14 protein-coding genes are annotated in these 14,931 nt (G+C 51.3%); all 14 read left to right on the top strand.

Going from position 1 to position 14,931, the window contains the following annotated elements:
* Nucleotide 1 precedes the first annotated feature (1 nt).
* Nucleotides 2-1,033: a tRNA dihydrouridine synthase gene (locus EJL91_RS01475; RefSeq protein ID WP_125140192.1), complete on the top strand. Its 1,032-nt coding sequence runs from the start codon at nucleotides 2-4 to the stop codon at nucleotides 1,031-1,033.
* Between the two features lie 547 nt (nucleotides 1,034-1,580).
* Nucleotides 1,581-2,498: an ABC transporter permease gene (locus tag EJL91_RS01480; RefSeq protein WP_125140193.1), complete on the top strand. Its 918-nt coding sequence runs from the start codon at nucleotides 1,581-1,583 to the stop codon at nucleotides 2,496-2,498.
* A 14-nt stretch (nucleotides 2,499-2,512) separates the two neighbouring features.
* Nucleotides 2,513-3,664, top strand: coding sequence for an ABC transporter permease (locus EJL91_RS01485; protein WP_125140194.1), 1,152 nt, complete (start codon nucleotides 2,513-2,515; stop codon nucleotides 3,662-3,664).
* Nucleotides 3,665-3,726: 62 nt separating this feature from the next.
* Nucleotides 3,727-4,734: an ABC transporter ATP-binding protein gene (locus tag EJL91_RS01490; RefSeq protein ID WP_125140195.1), complete on the top strand. Its 1,008-nt coding sequence runs from the start codon at nucleotides 3,727-3,729 to the stop codon at nucleotides 4,732-4,734.
* Nucleotides 4,735-4,743: 9 nt separating this feature from the next.
* Nucleotides 4,744-5,703 (top strand): ABC transporter ATP-binding protein, encoded by a 960-nt coding sequence (locus EJL91_RS01495; protein ID WP_125140196.1) that lies wholly within the window; start codon nucleotides 4,744-4,746, stop codon nucleotides 5,701-5,703.
* Between the two features lie 81 nt (nucleotides 5,704-5,784).
* The gene (locus tag EJL91_RS01500; RefSeq protein ID WP_125140197.1) at nucleotides 5,785-7,485 is read left to right on the top strand and encodes a peptide ABC transporter substrate-binding protein; all 1,701 of its coding nucleotides are present in this window, start codon (nucleotides 5,785-5,787) and stop codon (nucleotides 7,483-7,485) included.
* 51 nt (nucleotides 7,486-7,536) lie between these two features.
* Complete coding sequence (locus EJL91_RS01505) at nucleotides 7,537-8,025, top strand: peptidylprolyl isomerase (RefSeq protein WP_125140198.1); 489 nt, start codon at nucleotides 7,537-7,539, stop codon at nucleotides 8,023-8,025.
* A gap of 1,168 nt (nucleotides 8,026-9,193) precedes the next feature.
* On the top strand, nucleotides 9,194-10,294 hold the full coding sequence (gene cobT, locus EJL91_RS01510; protein WP_243125245.1) for a nicotinate-nucleotide--dimethylbenzimidazole phosphoribosyltransferase: 1,101 nt from the start codon (nucleotides 9,194-9,196) through the stop codon (nucleotides 10,292-10,294).
* A gap of 99 nt (nucleotides 10,295-10,393) precedes the next feature.
* A complete protein-coding gene (locus tag EJL91_RS01515) occupies nucleotides 10,394-11,002 on the top strand; it encodes a bifunctional adenosylcobinamide kinase/adenosylcobinamide-phosphate guanylyltransferase (protein ID WP_125140200.1) in 609 nt (202 codons plus the stop codon).
* The gene (locus EJL91_RS01520) at nucleotides 10,999-11,769 is read left to right on the top strand and encodes an adenosylcobinamide-GDP ribazoletransferase (protein WP_125140201.1); all 771 of its coding nucleotides are present in this window, start codon (nucleotides 10,999-11,001) and stop codon (nucleotides 11,767-11,769) included. Before EJL91_RS01515 ends, EJL91_RS01520 begins: the two co-directional genes overlap by 4 nt.
* 22 nt (nucleotides 11,770-11,791) lie before the next feature.
* Complete coding sequence (gene gloA2, locus EJL91_RS01525) at nucleotides 11,792-12,175, top strand: SMU1112c/YaeR family gloxylase I-like metalloprotein (protein WP_125140202.1); 384 nt, start codon at nucleotides 11,792-11,794, stop codon at nucleotides 12,173-12,175.
* A gap of 32 nt (nucleotides 12,176-12,207) precedes the next feature.
* Nucleotides 12,208-12,657 (top strand): bifunctional adenosylcobinamide kinase/adenosylcobinamide-phosphate guanylyltransferase, encoded by a 450-nt coding sequence (locus EJL91_RS01530; protein WP_125140203.1) that lies wholly within the window; start codon nucleotides 12,208-12,210, stop codon nucleotides 12,655-12,657.
* Between the two features lie 53 nt (nucleotides 12,658-12,710).
* Nucleotides 12,711-13,676 carry an adenosylcobinamide-phosphate synthase CbiB gene (gene cbiB, locus EJL91_RS01535; protein ID WP_125140204.1) on the top strand — a complete coding sequence of 322 codons (966 nt, stop codon included), beginning with the start codon at nucleotides 12,711-12,713 and terminating at the stop codon, nucleotides 13,674-13,676.
* A 158-nt stretch (nucleotides 13,677-13,834) separates the two neighbouring features.
* A complete protein-coding gene (locus EJL91_RS01540) occupies nucleotides 13,835-14,920 on the top strand; it encodes a pyridoxal phosphate-dependent aminotransferase (protein ID WP_125140205.1) in 1,086 nt (361 codons plus the stop codon).
* Nucleotides 14,921-14,931: the final 11 nt, after the last annotated feature.

The following is a 14,931-nucleotide window of genomic DNA, read 5'->3' on the forward strand; positions in this document are numbered from 1 at the left end:
CATGAAATATTATTTTGCCCCCATGGAGGGAATTACAGGATATATATACCGGAGCGCCCATCACCGTATTTTCGGAGGCGTGGATCGTTATTTCACCCCCTTTATCGCGACAACCCAGAATCACAGGCTGAGTTCCAGGGAAAAAAACGATATCTGCCCGGAACATAATCAGGGATTGTCGCTGGTGCCTCAGATACTGACCAACAAAGCGGAGGATTTTATCTGGGCGTCCAGAGAAATCGCCGGATACGGTTACCGTGAGGTCAACCTGAATCTGGGCTGTCCCTCCGGAACCGTGGTTGCGAAAAAGAAAGGTTCCGGATTTCTGTTCTACACGGTGGAACTCGACCGTTTCCTGGAACAGGTCGTAAAAGAGCTTGAACCCGATGGTATCTCGGTGTCGGTAAAAACAAGAATCGGCCTTAACAGCCCTGACGAGTTTGAAGACTTGATGCAGGTCTACAACCGGTATCCGCTGAAAGAATTGATTATCCACCCGCGGGTGCGGAGTGATTTCTATGCAAACAAACCAAACCTCAGCGTTTTCAGGGAAGGCGCAAAACAGAGCCGCAATCCGGTCTGCTATAACGGAGACATCTTCACGCGGGAATCGTTCGCCGCATTCACGGACCAATTCCCGCAACACCAGTTTCCTATGATAGAGAGCGTTATGCTGGGCCGCGGAGCCGTCTCAAACCCGGCGCTGTTCCAACAGCTAAAAGCCGCGGAAAACACAGCTGCCTGCACAGCCTCCGGCACAGCCCCAGGCCGGGAAAACCCCGCCAAACCTTCCAAATCTGCCTTAAAGGCATTCCACGATGAAATTTTTAACGGATATCGGGAAACAATGTCGGGAGACCGGAATACACTTTTTAAAATGAAAGAGCTGTGGTTTTACATGGGCAGCCTATTCGAAGGAAAAGAAGAGGGAACCAAAGAAAAACAGCTAAAAAAAATAAAAAAATCCCAAAAATTCCCGGAGTATCTGGCAGCGGTGGAAGAGCTTTTTGCGGAGTGTTGTTTTGAAAATTGAGGACGCTGTTGTAGGCTGGGAAGCGGGATGGTGAGGGAGGGTGTGAGTCTTCAGTCCCGGACGTAGGTTTGGTCGCGGGTGGGGCATCCGGATAGTGTGCGGGCCGATCCCTGCCTGGTCTTCAGTCCCGTCGATCCTCTTGGCCGAGGGGAAGGAGGAGGAAAACTTTCCGGAGGGGACCTTGGAATCCGCCGGTGCTTGCTGAGGTTTCTCACGAAGCTAGCATCCGCTGCGCATTCCGCAAGCGGAAGCGAGTCCCCGCAGGAATTTTTTCCTCCGCATTCCCCGTACACGACATTCTCCCCGGACTGAAGCCCCGCCATCCCCATCCTCCCCGCACACTATCCCAATCCCCCGCCCCCTCATTTTCAATACACAACTTCACACTGGTAATGCGAGAAACCAATTGACAAAAAGCAACAATAAGGCTTATAATCGACCATAAATAACGGTTTTTGTGTTTGTAGCAGAGACATTTGAACGCCATATGGAGATTCATGGCGGACAGGTGTAAAACCGTAAGAAAAGACTGATGTGAGGGAATGAAATGGTAAAATATTTTATAAAACGTCTTGGAATGATGCTGATTGCGATGTTCCTGATTGTGCTTCTGACTTTCGTCATTATGCACTCTGTGCCCGGCGGGCCGTTTACGAGTGACAGGCAGGTGTCGGAGGAGGTGCTGGCCGCGCTGAATGAAAAATATAATCTGGATAAACCGCTGCCGGAGCAGTTCTTTGATTATCTGGGCAACCTGCTCCATGGCGATCTGGGTCCTTCTTATAAGTATCCGGGTAAAGCGGTGGGAGAGTATATTTCCAACGGCTTTCCGGTATCGGCAAAGCTGGGCTGTATTACCATCGTCTTTGTTCTGCTGGCCGCTGTCCCGATGGGAATCCTGGCCGCGGTGAAGAACGGCAGGTGGCAGGATATGGTGATGATGGCGATAGCGACGATAGGCGTCACGATCCCTTCCTTTGTCATTGCGTCCGTTTTGATTTACATATTTTCCTTCCGGCTGAATCTGCTCCCGACTTACGGAGTTGATACGTGGAAGGGGTATATTCTCCCCGTAATTGCCCTGGGCGGATATTCCTTAAGCTATATGGCGAGACTGATGCGTTCCAGCCTCCTCGAAGTGATGGGGCAGGACTATATCCGTACCGCAAGGGCAAAAGGGCTTTCCGAGACGAAAGTCATTTTAAAACATGCCATGAGGAATGCGCTGATTCCGGTAATTACCGTGCTGGGACCTACCGTGGCAAACCTGATGACAGGCAGCTTTGTAATCGAGAAGATTTTTGCAATCCCTGGACTCGGAGTTCATTTTGTCAACAGCGTGCAGGTGAGAGATTATACCACAATCATGGGCGTTACGATTTTCTATGCTACGTTCCTGATGGCAATGATTTTTATTGTGGATATTTTCTACTGTCTGATTGACCCAAGAATCAAATTTGAATAAGGACGGGGATAAAAATGGATAATAAATGGGAAATGCTCGAGGCCTCGAATGAGGATCGTGAAAAAATATGGACTAAAAACAGAACATTTGCCGGTGATGTGTGGTTCCGCTTCCGCAGGAAACCGACGGCGATTGCCGGATTTGTCATTATCGTGCTGCTGCTTCTTTTTGCAATTGCAGGCCCGATGTTTACAAAATACAGCTATTCGACCCAGAATCTGGAAGTGGTTAACATTCCTCCTTACATGAAAGTGTATGAAGCCCCGGACCAGTCGGGTTATTTCTATATCACACAGTCCCTGAAGGTGCTTCAGGTGGATAAGGACGGCACCCTGGGGACACAGCTTAAAAAGGTCAGGGAAGAGTCCGACCGGATGATGACGATCTATGACTACAACGGAACGGAGATTGCCCTTTACTACGGACAGAAACCGTATGTAATCGCAAATCCGGAAACAAACACAATTTATCCCACGGCCAAAATCTGGAATAAATCTTACGTGCTTGGAACCGACAACCTGGGGAGGGATATCCTGACCAGGCTGATGTACGGCACAAGAGTTTCACTGATGGTGGCATTTGTGGCCGCGGCCGTCAATATGGTCATCGGCATTCTGTTCGGCGGTATCTCAGGATACGCGGGCGGCATGGTGGATACGATCATGATGCGTATCGTGGATATTATCAGTACAATTCCTCTGACGCTCTATGTCATTCTTATCATGGTCCTTCTGGGGCAGGGAATCCAGAGTATCATTATTGCCCTGGGAACCGTTTACTGGGTGGATATGGCCAGAGTGGTCCGCGGTCAGGTATTAAGCCTTAAGGAGCAGGAATTTATCCTGGCGGCAAAGACCATCGGTTCCTCCACCAAAACAATACTGTTTGAACACCTGATTCCAAATGCCATGGGTTCCATTCTGGTAACCGTCACAATGCTGATCCCGTCGGCTATTTTCATGGAGGCATTTTTAAGCTATCTGGGTATCGGACTGAGACCGCCCCTGGCCAGCCTTGGAACCATGTGCAACGATGCGACGGAAAACCTTCGTTCCTGTCCGCACCAGCTTTTTATCCCGGCTCTCGTTATCTGTATTATCATGTTTGCCTTTAACTTTGTGGGCGACGGACTGAGGGATGCGCTGGATCCGAAGCTGAAAAAATAGCCGCCGGCATTCACCTGCAAAAAGGCAGGACCGTATATGCGGCAAAAGTAAGGAGTGAGAACATGGAAACGATATTGAATATAGAGAATTTGAAAACCTCATTTATGACGAGCAACGGTGAGGTGCAGGCGGTCCGGGGAGTCAGTTTCTCCGTCAAAAAAGGGGAAATCCTGGGGATCGTAGGGGAATCGGGAAGCGGAAAGAGCGTTACGTCCATGTCTATTCTCCGTCTGCTGGCGGATACGGCCAGAATTAAGGACGGCGCCATCGTCTTTGAGGGCCGGGATTTGACAAAGCTTTCCAAAAAAGAAATACGTAAAATCCGGGGAGAGAAGATCTCAATGATTTTCCAGGATCCGATGTCCTCGTTAAATCCACTGATTCCTGTGGGAAAACAGGTATCCGAGATGATCCGGGAGCACCATCCGGAAAAGAGCAAAGAAGAATTAATGAAAGAGGTTCTGGAACTTTTTTCCAGAGTGCGTATTCCGGAACCTGAGAAACGGTATAAATCATTTCCCCATGAATTTTCCGGAGGTATGCGCCAGCGTGTCATGATAGCTATGGCCCTTGCGAATAAACCGGATCTCCTGATTGCGGATGAACCGACGACGGCTCTGGATGTGACAATCCAGGATCAGATTCTGCGCCAGCTCCGGGAACTTGAGAAGGAGTACGGAACCAGCATTATCTTTATCACACACGACCTGGGCGTCGTAGCGGAGCTCTGCGACCGTGTCATTGTTATGTACGGCGGCCTGGTGATGGAGGAGGCTGAGATAGAAGATATCTTTGAACATCCGAGCCATCCTTATACGATGGGGCTTTTGGCCTCCATTCCTGATGTGGAACAGGACAAAGACGTGCGCCTGCGTCCAATCCCCGGCTCACCGCCGGATATGACGAATCCGCCGAAAGGCTGTCCTTTTGCGCCGCGCTGTCCCTATGCGAGAAGAGTGTGTGCAATGGAAATGCCGGAATTCACCCAGGTGGGAGAAGGACATTTTTCCCGATGTTTCCTTCTGGCCCCGGATGCGCCGGCCGATGAAAATAATCCATTTCACAGATAGGAGAACGCCATGAGTGAGCAGAATATATTGGAGGTCAGAAACCTCACAAAACATTTTAAGGCAGGCGGCAAACAGGTGGTTCACGCGGTGGACGGCGTGAACCTGACGCTTAAAAAGGGAAGGACGCTGGGACTGGTCGGTGAATCCGGCTGCGGCAAATCAAGCTGCGCCAGGACGATTATCAGAATGTATGACCCAACTTCAGGAGAGATTTTCCTGGACGGAGAAGACATCACGAAGTTAAGCCAGAAACAGTTAAAACCATATAGAAAAAAGATGCAGATGATTTTCCAGGATCCATATTCCTCCCTCAATGCCAGGATGACGGTCCGCGATATCATCGCCGAGCCCCTTGTGGCCCACGGCATTGTGAAAAAGAAGGAACAGTCGAATGACCTCGTCTATCCGATGCTGGAACGCGTGGGTCTGACAAAGGAACACGCCAACCGGTACGCCCATGAATTTTCCGGCGGACAGAGGCAGCGTGTGGGAATTGCAAGAGCGCTGATCCTCCAGCCCGATCTGGTAATCTGCGATGAGCCGATTTCCGCCCTGGACGTCTCAATCCAGGCGCAGGTTATCAACCTCTTAAAAGATTTTCAGGATGAAAAGGGCGTCTCTTACCTCTTCATTGCCCATGATCTGTCTATGGTGCGTTACGTATCAGACGACGTGGGAGTCATGTACCTGGGGCAGTTAGTGGAGGTCAGCGATGCGGGGGAGATTTACAGGAACCCACTTCACCCGTATACAAAGGGACTTTTAGGCAGTATTCCTGTGGCGAACCCAAAACTTGCCAGACAGAAAGAAAAAAGCAGTATAGAGGGAGATATACCGAGTCCGATTAATCCGCCTTCGGGCTGCCGGTTCCATACGAGGTGTCCCTATGCGACACAAGCCTGCAGCGAGGCGGTACCGCAGATGAAGGACGTGGGAAGCGGGCATATGGTGGCCTGCCACTTATACTGATGCGATTGATGTGACGGCGTCTTTGGGAATAAAGAAAAGCGCGCCTGCAACATAAAAATTCCATGAAGGAGGAGCAATATTATGAAAAAGAAAGTAAGTCTGCTTTTGGCCCTCGGCCTTGTGGGCACAACGGTGCTTTCCGGCTGCGGCGGCGGTGGAAGCAAAGCTACGGAACCACAGACCATCGCGGAGGCAACGACGGAGGCTGCAGGAAGTGAGGCTTCCACGGAAGGAGCCGGAGATACCCTTGCAGACAAACAGGAGATGACATTTGTCCTCAACAATGAACCGGATTCCATTGATCCGACCGTTACCAGCAACTCGTTCGCCACACCGTTCCTGGCGAACTGTTTTGAAGGCCTTGTTACCTATGACGAGAGCGGAGAGGTAGTCCCGGGCAATGCAGAGTCATGGGAGTCCAATGACGACCTGACTGTTTTCACCTTCCATTTAAGAGACGGTTTAAAATGGAGTGATGGAAGCGCTTTGACAGCGGAGGATTATGTATATTCAGCACTTCGTGTCCTGACACCATCTACAACAGCCCAGTACCTCAATATGATTTCCGACTATGTTGTAAACGGCCAGGAATATTATGACGGTAAAGTGGGAGCCGAGGAAGTCGGTGTGAAAGCGCTGGATGAGAATACCTTAGAGTACACTTTAAAGGCTCCGTGCCCATACTTTGTAGATCTGGTAAGCATGCAGGTATATTTCCCCGTACAGAAAGCTGCAGTTGAAGCAAACGGAGATAAATGGACACAGTCTGCCGATTCTTATATCAGCAACGGACCGTTCAAGGTTACCCAGATTAACATGGGCGAAAGCTATGTCCTTGAGAAAAATGAAAACTACTGGAATGCAGAGAATGTAACGCTTGAAAAACTTACATACCGTTATATCCTTGACACTTCAACAGCCCTTACCGCATTTGAAAACGGTGAAGTGGACGGTGTCAGAATGGTTCCGTCCGGTGACATCGCCCGCCTGAAGGCAGAGAAATCCGGCCTCAACACAGCGCCTATTTATGGCACTGTATACTACAATTTCAACTGTGAAAAAGAGCCGTACAACAATCCGCTGGTAAGGAAGGCATTAAACCTTGCAATCGACCGTGACGCCCTAATTAACAACGTGGCACAGTTAGACGCCGTTCCGGCATACAGCTTCTATGCTCCCGGCTATGTGGTTGACGGAAAAGATCTGACGGACGGACGTTCCGACTTTGGTTTATCCTCTACGGCAAATCCGGAAGAGGCAAAGAAAGCTCTTGCAGAAGCAGGATACCCGGATGGAGAGGGATTCCCAACCGTTCAGCTTTCTTTCTACTCCGATGACAATGTAAAGAAGATTGCAGAGGCAATTAAGGAAATGTGGGAGCAGAATCTCGGCATTAAGGTAGAAGTAAGTTCCGCCGACTGGGCCGTATTCTACAGCGACGTTCAGGCAGGCAACTATGAAGTGGCCGCCATGGGCTGGGGCGCTGATTACATTAACCCGATGAGCTTCTTACCGCTCTTATACACCGATGATATTACAAACAATGCAAATTACAGCAACGCAGATTACGACGCTGCGGTAGATCAGATTAAAGTGGAAAAAGATCCGGCAAAATTTGCCGAGCTGGTAAAGAAGGCGGATGAGATCGCTTCTTCAGAATATGCAGTTCTGCCTCTGTACTATAAGGCTGAGAACTTCCTGTTAAAGGATTATGTAAAGGGAGTTTATATGACTTCTTCTTCCAACCTTTATTTCAAAGATGCAAAAGTTATGGCAAAATAACAGCATAACGACGGCATAATTTAAGAAAGTAAAGACAGCAGAGGGAAAACGATGAAATGTATTATTACAACGGAAGGTTTCGGCGAGATGGTCTTTGACCTCTACCCGGAGCATGCGCCGCTTACAGTGAAAAACTTTGTGGATACGGCGGAGCGCGGGTTCTACGACGGCCTTGCCTGGTGCCGGATTGTGAAGGATTATGTGATACAGTCGGGGTCCCCCGACAACGATATCATGACAGACAGTGACTGGCATATCAAAGGCGAATTTGAGGAAAACGGGATACACAATCCGATTCCCCATATAAGAGGCGCCATCTCCATGGCCCGCGACGACGGCTTTAACACGGCGGGTACCCAGTTCTTTGTGGTGCATAAGGACGCCCACAAGCTGGACGGCCGCTACGCCGCTTTCGGACAGATGGTATCCGGCTTTGAGGTTCTCGACAGGATTGCCGGACTCCCTACTTCCGGGGCTGAGACATGGAATAAACCGGTGGAAATGCCGGTGATGAGTTCCGTGAAGATCGAGAGAGAGTAAGAGATAGGGAAATGAGTGCGGTGGAGGTTCCGGTTTGGGGATCTCCACCGTTTTTCTATGGGGTAGTTGAGATGTGAGGACGCCTCTGGAAGATGGCGGACGGGGGAGTGGGAGGTTGGATATGAGTCTTCAGTCCCGGTTTGTAAGTTGTCGTGAGGGGAATCCAGGAGAAAAAATTCCTACGGGGACACGCTCCCGCTTGTGGAATGCGCAACGAGTGCTAGATTCGAAAATACCTCATCAAGCACCGGCGGATTCCAAGGTCCCCTTCGGAAAGTTTTCTCCTTCCTTCCTAGGGCAGGTTGTCGGCGGGAATGAAGACCGGGAAGGCTGTTGCCCCGTCCGTCATCTTCAGAGGCTGATTGTCTCTTTCGTCAAGTACGAAGAAGGTATTGTCGCGGCCACTATTTGGTAATGATACTTTTATTCCGTCAAAGGGCGGAAGGATTGCCGCCGCCACCATATTCATTCGAAAGTTGAATAACTGGCTCCTGTATAATATGAGATTGTATATGTCCGGATAGCTCAATATTAGAGCGTTCTAAAACTTAGGCTCAGATTTGGCGTCCGGTTTTGTCTGAGATTCCGGTAGAATGAAAACTATCACAACCGAGTTGTGGTCGCAACAATACTAGCCCTGTTTGACAAAAGGGACAATCAGGCTCTGAAAATGACGGACGGGGCAATAACCCTCGCTGAGTCTTCAGTCCCGCCGACAACCCGCCCGGGGAAGGAAGGAGAAAACTTTCCGAAGGGGACATTGGAATCCGCCGGTGCTTGATGAGGTATTTTCGAATCTAGCATCCGTTGCGCATTCCACAAGCGGGAGCGTGTCCCCGTAGGAATTTTTTCTCCTGGATTCCCCCTCACCACAACCTACCAACCGGGACTGAAGACTCATACACAACCTCCCACCACCCCGTCCGCCATCTTACAGAGGCGTCCTCACATCTCAACTAATTCCCTGAAGAACGATTGCAGTATGGTAAAAAAGCAGATCTTTTGTTATAATAAATCTGTTTTACGGATAACGGCGTGACGATTGACGAAAGATGCCTAGCAGTCAGGCGGCAGAGCGGAACAGAGAGTGAATAAAATGACTACGGATAAGGAAACAGAGAAAGAATTAAATATAGAACCGGCGAAACAGGAAGTAACAGGCTGGGAAATGTTCAGGGAGTGGCCGGAAGACAGGCTGGCGGCCCTGTTTGAGGAAAGATGCAGGGAGATTATCCCCCCGGATCGGATTGCGGCGGAAAAGGCGGCGTTTCGGTGGAGCAAGGTAGCCAAGCCGCTGGGGAGTCTCGGGGCGCTGGAGGATGATATTATCCGGATAGCCGGAATGATTGGTTCTCCTGCGGTGCGGATTGATAAAAAGGCCCTGGTAATTTTCTGCTCCGATAACGGAGTGGTGGAGGAGGGCGTCACCCAGGCGGGACAGGATGTGACGGCGGCTGTCACATCTAATTTTACCCGGGGAGACAGCTGTGCCTGCCTGATGGCGGAAAAGGCCGGAGCGGACGTATTTCCCGTGGATATCGGCGTAGCCTGCGAGATTGGCGAAACGGGGGAGGCCCATCCCCTGACCGAGCGCAAGATCAGAAAGGGAACATCAAATTTTGTTAAGGAACCTGCTATGACGGGAAGGGAGGTTCTCCTGGCCGTTCTTGCGGGGATTGATATAGTAAGGGAATTAAAAGACAAAGGTTATCAGATCATTGCAACGGGCGAGATGGGGATCGGCAACACGACGACGAGCAGCGCGGTGGCATCCGTCCTTTTAGGGGCGGATCCTGCGGAGGTGACGGGAAGAGGCGCCGGGCTCAGCAGTGAAGGCCTGGAACGGAAGATTCTGGCAATCCGGAAGGGGATCGGGCTTCACAGGCCGGATCCGGAAAATGGACTGGATATCCTGGCGAAAGTAGGCGGTTTTGATTTGGCCGGGCTTGCGGGCGTATTTCTGGGAGGAGCCATTTATCATATCCCGGTCGTAATCGATGGATTTATATCGGCGGCAGCAGCAGCGGCGGCTGCAGCCATCCGGAAGACGGCGGCGGACTATATGCTGGCCGCCCATGTTTCGGCTGAGCCGGCGGGCAGGAGAATGCTCGGATTTCTCGGCAAAAAACCGGCTATTGACGCCGGAATGTGCCTTGGAGAGGGAACAGGGGCGGTAGCCTTATTCCCGCTTCTCGATATGACGCTCGCCGTCTACGAAAAAATGTGTACTTTTTCCGATATGGAAATTGAAGAATATAAGCCGCTGTAAGGGCGGCTTCAAACTGTGGACAAACTATATTTTCCTTGTATCGGGAGTTTGGAGGTGTAACCCTCAGTTCTTCCTTACGGATGGAAAGGCGGGTATAAGATGATGCATGTTGTGACGGGAGGCAGCGGAAGCGGTAAATCGGAATATGCGGAGCGGCTGATCGCAGAGAATGCATCGGGGCCTCTGATTTACGTGGCGACAATGATGGTATGGGACCAGGAGGGCGAGAAGAGAGTCAGACGGCACCGGAGCATGAGGGCCGACAGGGGATTTATAACGGTGGAACAGTATACGGATCTTAAATACCTCGACCTCTCTAAGGTCTGTGCGGAGGCGGTTTCCAGCGGCTGCCCCGGTCCTTTTTCTGAGGAAAAGACGGTCTGCCGCGGGGATGCGTCCGTGCTGCTGGAATGCATGTCCAATCTGGTTTCCAACGAATTCTACCGGGATGAGAAATATGCCCTGTCCAGAATTCTGGATGGAATTGAATCTCTGCGCTCTGGCTGCCGGGAGCTTGTGATTGTAACGAATGAGGTATTCAGCGACGGGACGGATTACTCCGATGAGACGATGCGGTATATCGCGCTTCTGGGCGAAGTAAACCGTCTGCTGGGAGGAATGGCCGATACGGTGACGGAAGTCGTATATGGGATTCCCGTCAGGATAAAAGGCCAGAAATACCGGGAGAAGGAGAACATGAGAGTATGAATTTGCTTGGAAGCTTTGTGATTGCGCTGTCCATGTATTCCAGGATACCGATGCCCCAGGTGGAGTGGACAAAGGAACGCATGAGATATGCCATGTGCTTTTTTCCCATAATCGGGCTTATCTCGGGGGGCATTTTGATTCTGTTTACCTGGGCGGCATCTGCCGCAGGGGCGGGAACCGTTTTTAAGACGCTTGGGGGAGTGGCGGCGCCGCTTCTCGTCACGGGAGGAATCCATATGGACGGTTTTCTGGATGTGACGGATGCCAGGCGTTCTTATGGTTCCAGGGAGAAAAAACTGGAGATATTAAAGGATCCCCACACGGGAGCCTTTGCTATCATCGGCCTCGGCGTATATTTACTGCTCTACGGAGCCGCGTTTTCAGAACTGGAATTTGAGGACATCTGTCTTTTAACATTTATTTTTATGGGGGAACGGGCTCTCAGCGGACTGTCCGTGGTCGGTTTTCCCAAGGCAAAGAAAGATGGGCTGGCGGCAGAATTTTCCGGCGCCGCAGTAAAAAGAACGGTACAAGCGGTGATGGCGCTTTATCTGTGCATTTCTTCCGCCGGGCTCATATCCGTCGGAGGCCCCGTCACGGGGGTGGCCTGCATTGCAGCGGCCGGGGCCGTGTTTTATTATTACTACAGAATGAGCATGAAGGAGTTCGGCGGAATGACGGGTGACCTGGCGGGGTATTTTCTGCAGAGCGCCGAGCTTGCGCTTGTCATGGTTCTGGCCGTGTGCCGGATGGCAGGACTTCACTGAAGGAAGTTAGAAGGAGGTTTCTATGTTTTGTTTTGATAAAATACACCATGTTGCAATCATTGTTTCGGATTACAAAAGATCCAGGGAATTCTATGTGGATAAACTGGGTTTTGAGATGATCAGGGAAAATTACAGGGAGCAGAGGGGCGACTATAAACTGGATCTGAGACTAGGTGACTGTGAACTGGAAATCTTCGGCATTCCGGGCAGCCCGGAGCGGCTTAATTATCCGGAGGCCTGCGGTCTGCGCCATCTGGCCTTTAAGGTGGATTCCATGGAGGAGGCTGTAAAGGCGTTACATGAGCTGGGAATTGAGACCGAACCGATCCGCATTGATGAGTTTACAGACAGAAAAATGACGTTTTTCAAGGATCCCGACGGCCTTCCCTTAGAGCTGCACGAATAAAAGACAGTCTGGGAAAGGACGGATAAAGAAGCATGATTTTTATTATTGGAGGGCAGTCCCAGGGGAAAACGGAATTTGCCATGGAACTCTTCGGAAAAAGAAAAAAGATGGAGACCGGCGGCGTCTCAGAATCCGGCAAAACGTCGGCGGACAACAGTTTTTCCATATCGGAGGAAACAGTGGCGGACGGCCGCACATCGGAATATGGAGAGGCAATGACGGCCCCATTTATCATTCATCTGGAATGGTATATCAGGCGGCTGATGGAAGAGGGAAAGGATCCGGCCGGATTTGCGGACCGCCTTATGTCCGAAAATGGCAGGGCAGTAGTAACGGCAGATGAAATCGGGTACGGAATCGTTCCGGCCGATGCGTTTTTGCGGGAATACCGCGAGACGGACGGGCGCATCTGCCAGAAAATAGCCGCGTTTTCCGACGAGGTCTACCGGGTTGTCTGCGGTCTCGGAACAAGGATTAAATAATAGGATAGAACGGTTCGGTCTGCATTCTGAACCGTGACGAATGGAGAAATAGAATGGTGACACATATCGCATCGATTTTGACGGGATTTATTCTGGATGCTGTTTTCGGCGACCCCCATTTTTTCCCGCACCCGGTCCGGGCGATCGGGTGGCTGATTAACAGGCTGGAAAATGGAATACGAACCCTGTTTCCCGGGACGGAAAAAGGAGAGCTGGCCGGAGGTGCCGTTTTTGCGGTTCTGGTCCCGGCGGTTACGGCCCTGGCGGCGGCGCTTCTGCTGGCGGCGGCAAAGGCGGCGGGAGACGCGGTTCTTTTCTTTGCGGAATCGGTTCTGGTTTATTTCCTTCTGGCGGCCCGTTCCCTGAGGGACGAGAGTATGAAAGTCTATCATTCACTGAAAAAGGGGGACGTGGAGGAGGCGCGGTACAATGTTTCGATGATTGTAGGCCGTGACACCAGTGTGCTGGATGAGGCAGGAATCGCCAGGGCGGCGGTGGAGACGGTTGCCGAGAACACTTCGGATGGGGTAATCGCCCCTCTTTTTTTTCTGGCCCTGGGCGGGCCTGTCCTGGGATGGGCTTACAAAGCGGTAAACACGATGGATTCCATGGTTGGATATAAAAATGAAAAATATCTCTTCTTTGGAAGAGCCGCGGCAAGGTTCGATGATCTGGTGAATTTCATCCCGGCCCGTCTCTCGGCCGTTCTTATGATAGGGGCGGCTCTGATAGGGAGGATGGATTTTCAGAATGCCGTCCGGATTTTCAGAAGGGACCGGTTTAACCATAAAAGTCCGAATTCGGCACAGACGGAAGCTGTCTGCGCCGGAGCGCTCTGCATCCGCCTGGCAGGCGATGCCTGGTATTTCGGGGAGCTATGTAAGAAACCGTTTATCGGCGACGATATCCGCCCGGTGGAACAGGACGATATAAAAAAGGCCAACCGGCTGATGTATACGGCCTCGGGGCTGGCGCTTTTTCTGGCTCTTGCCTGGCAGGAAGTGATGGTGCTGTACTAGAATGGGAGATAAATCCCGGATGGTTTGCGGCGCTGCAGAGCCTGTTTGGTAAATGCCGCCCTCGGCGGACAAGACGCCGGACAAATCAGAAGGGCGCTAAAAAAGAGATTTCAATAAGTGAAAAAGAGATACGAAGAAAGAGATGAGGTAATCAAGGCATGGAATATCTGCATGGAGGAGACATTTATTCGGACGGGAAAATCAGGCTGGATTTCTCGGTGAATACAAGCCCGCTCGGTATGCCGGAGTCCATCAGGCAGGCGGTCATAAATTCTTCCGGCAGCTGGGAACGGTATCCGGACAGCCGCGGCCGCAGCCTGAGAAGCGCACTGGCAGACTATTACGGCGGCCGTATCCCGAAAGACGCCTTTCTCTGCGGAAACGGATCGGCCGATTTAATGTATACCCTTATTTTCGCCCTGCGTCCGGGGAGAGCGCTTATTCCGGTTCCGGCGTTTGCGGAATATCAGATGGCCGTGGAGGCGGGAGGCTGTTTTGCGGAACCTTTTCTTCTGGAGGAAAGCACCGGCTTTTCCCTGGAGGAGAATAAGGAAAAGCTGATGGAATATATCCGTAAAAGCAGCGGCATCGACATGATGATGCTTGGCAATCCGGTTAATCCCTGCGGTTTAGCCGCGGGACGCAAGTGGATTGAGGAGATAGCCGTGCTGTGCAGAGAGAAAGGGATTTTTCTGGTCCTTGACGAGTGCTTTAACTGGTTTTTAAAGGAACGGGAGCATTTTTCCGCGATTCCCCTTATGGCGGAGGCGCCGGAAAAGTACCGCCATGTGATGGTAATCAATGCGTTTACGAAAATCTATGCAATGGCCGGGCTGCGGTTTGGATATGCGGTCTGCACCGACAGGGAAGTCATAAGACGGATGGAACGCTGCCGCCAGCCCTGGAGTGTTTCGGCTCCGGCGGAGGCGGCTGCGATGGCGGCTCTCACGGTGAGAGGAGAGGCGGAAAAGGCCGCGGAACTGGTGGAAACGGAACGCCGTTTTCTTAAAGAAGAACTTGCCGGATTAGGGTTTACGGTGTTTCCTTCCATGGTCAATTACATTCTTTTCAGGTCCGATACGGACTTTGACTACAGGGCTTTCTGCAGGGAGCGGGGCATCCTGATCCGTTCCTGCGGCAATTTTGAGGGACTGGACGGCCGGTATTACAGAGTGACGGTAAAACAGCGGGAAGAGAACAGGGAACTGCTGAAGTGCCTGGAAGAGGCATCGGCCCATTCATAGCCAAAAGCAAA

Origin of the sequence: Clostridium transplantifaecale (genome assembly GCF_900626075.1) — a bacterium.
Lineage (GTDB): Bacteria > Bacillota > Clostridia > Lachnospirales > Lachnospiraceae > Otoolea > Otoolea transplantifaecalis.

What these genes read in the sequence shown, in the direction of transcription:
- EJL91_RS01530 (WP_125140203.1), top strand. Translation starts at nt 12,208, where the DNA reads ATGATTTTTATTATTGGAGGGCAGTCCCAGGGGAAAACGGAATTTGCC.
- EJL91_RS01540 (WP_125140205.1), top strand. Translation starts at nt 13,835, where the DNA reads ATGGAATATCTGCATGGAGGAGACATTTATTCGGACGGGAAAATCAGG.
- EJL91_RS01505 (WP_125140198.1), top strand. Translation starts at nt 7,537, where the DNA reads ATGAAATGTATTATTACAACGGAAGGTTTCGGCGAGATGGTCTTTGAC.
- cobT (WP_243125245.1), top strand. Translation starts at nt 9,194, where the DNA reads ATGTTCAGGGAGTGGCCGGAAGACAGGCTGGCGGCCCTGTTTGAGGAA.
- cbiB (WP_125140204.1), top strand. Translation starts at nt 12,711, where the DNA reads ATGGTGACACATATCGCATCGATTTTGACGGGATTTATTCTGGATGCT.
- EJL91_RS01475 (WP_125140192.1), top strand. Translation starts at nt 2, where the DNA reads ATGAAATATTATTTTGCCCCCATGGAGGGAATTACAGGATATATATAC.
- EJL91_RS01515 (WP_125140200.1), top strand. Translation starts at nt 10,394, where the DNA reads ATGATGCATGTTGTGACGGGAGGCAGCGGAAGCGGTAAATCGGAATAT.
- EJL91_RS01480 (WP_125140193.1), top strand. Translation starts at nt 1,581, where the DNA reads ATGGTAAAATATTTTATAAAACGTCTTGGAATGATGCTGATTGCGATG.
- gloA2 (WP_125140202.1), top strand. Translation starts at nt 11,792, where the DNA reads ATGTTTTGTTTTGATAAAATACACCATGTTGCAATCATTGTTTCGGAT.
- EJL91_RS01520 (WP_125140201.1), top strand. Translation starts at nt 10,999, where the DNA reads ATGAATTTGCTTGGAAGCTTTGTGATTGCGCTGTCCATGTATTCCAGG.
- EJL91_RS01490 (WP_125140195.1), top strand. Translation starts at nt 3,727, where the DNA reads ATGGAAACGATATTGAATATAGAGAATTTGAAAACCTCATTTATGACG.
- EJL91_RS01495 (WP_125140196.1), top strand. Translation starts at nt 4,744, where the DNA reads ATGAGTGAGCAGAATATATTGGAGGTCAGAAACCTCACAAAACATTTT.
- EJL91_RS01485 (WP_125140194.1), top strand. Translation starts at nt 2,513, where the DNA reads ATGGATAATAAATGGGAAATGCTCGAGGCCTCGAATGAGGATCGTGAA.
- EJL91_RS01500 (WP_125140197.1), top strand. Translation starts at nt 5,785, where the DNA reads ATGAAAAAGAAAGTAAGTCTGCTTTTGGCCCTCGGCCTTGTGGGCACA.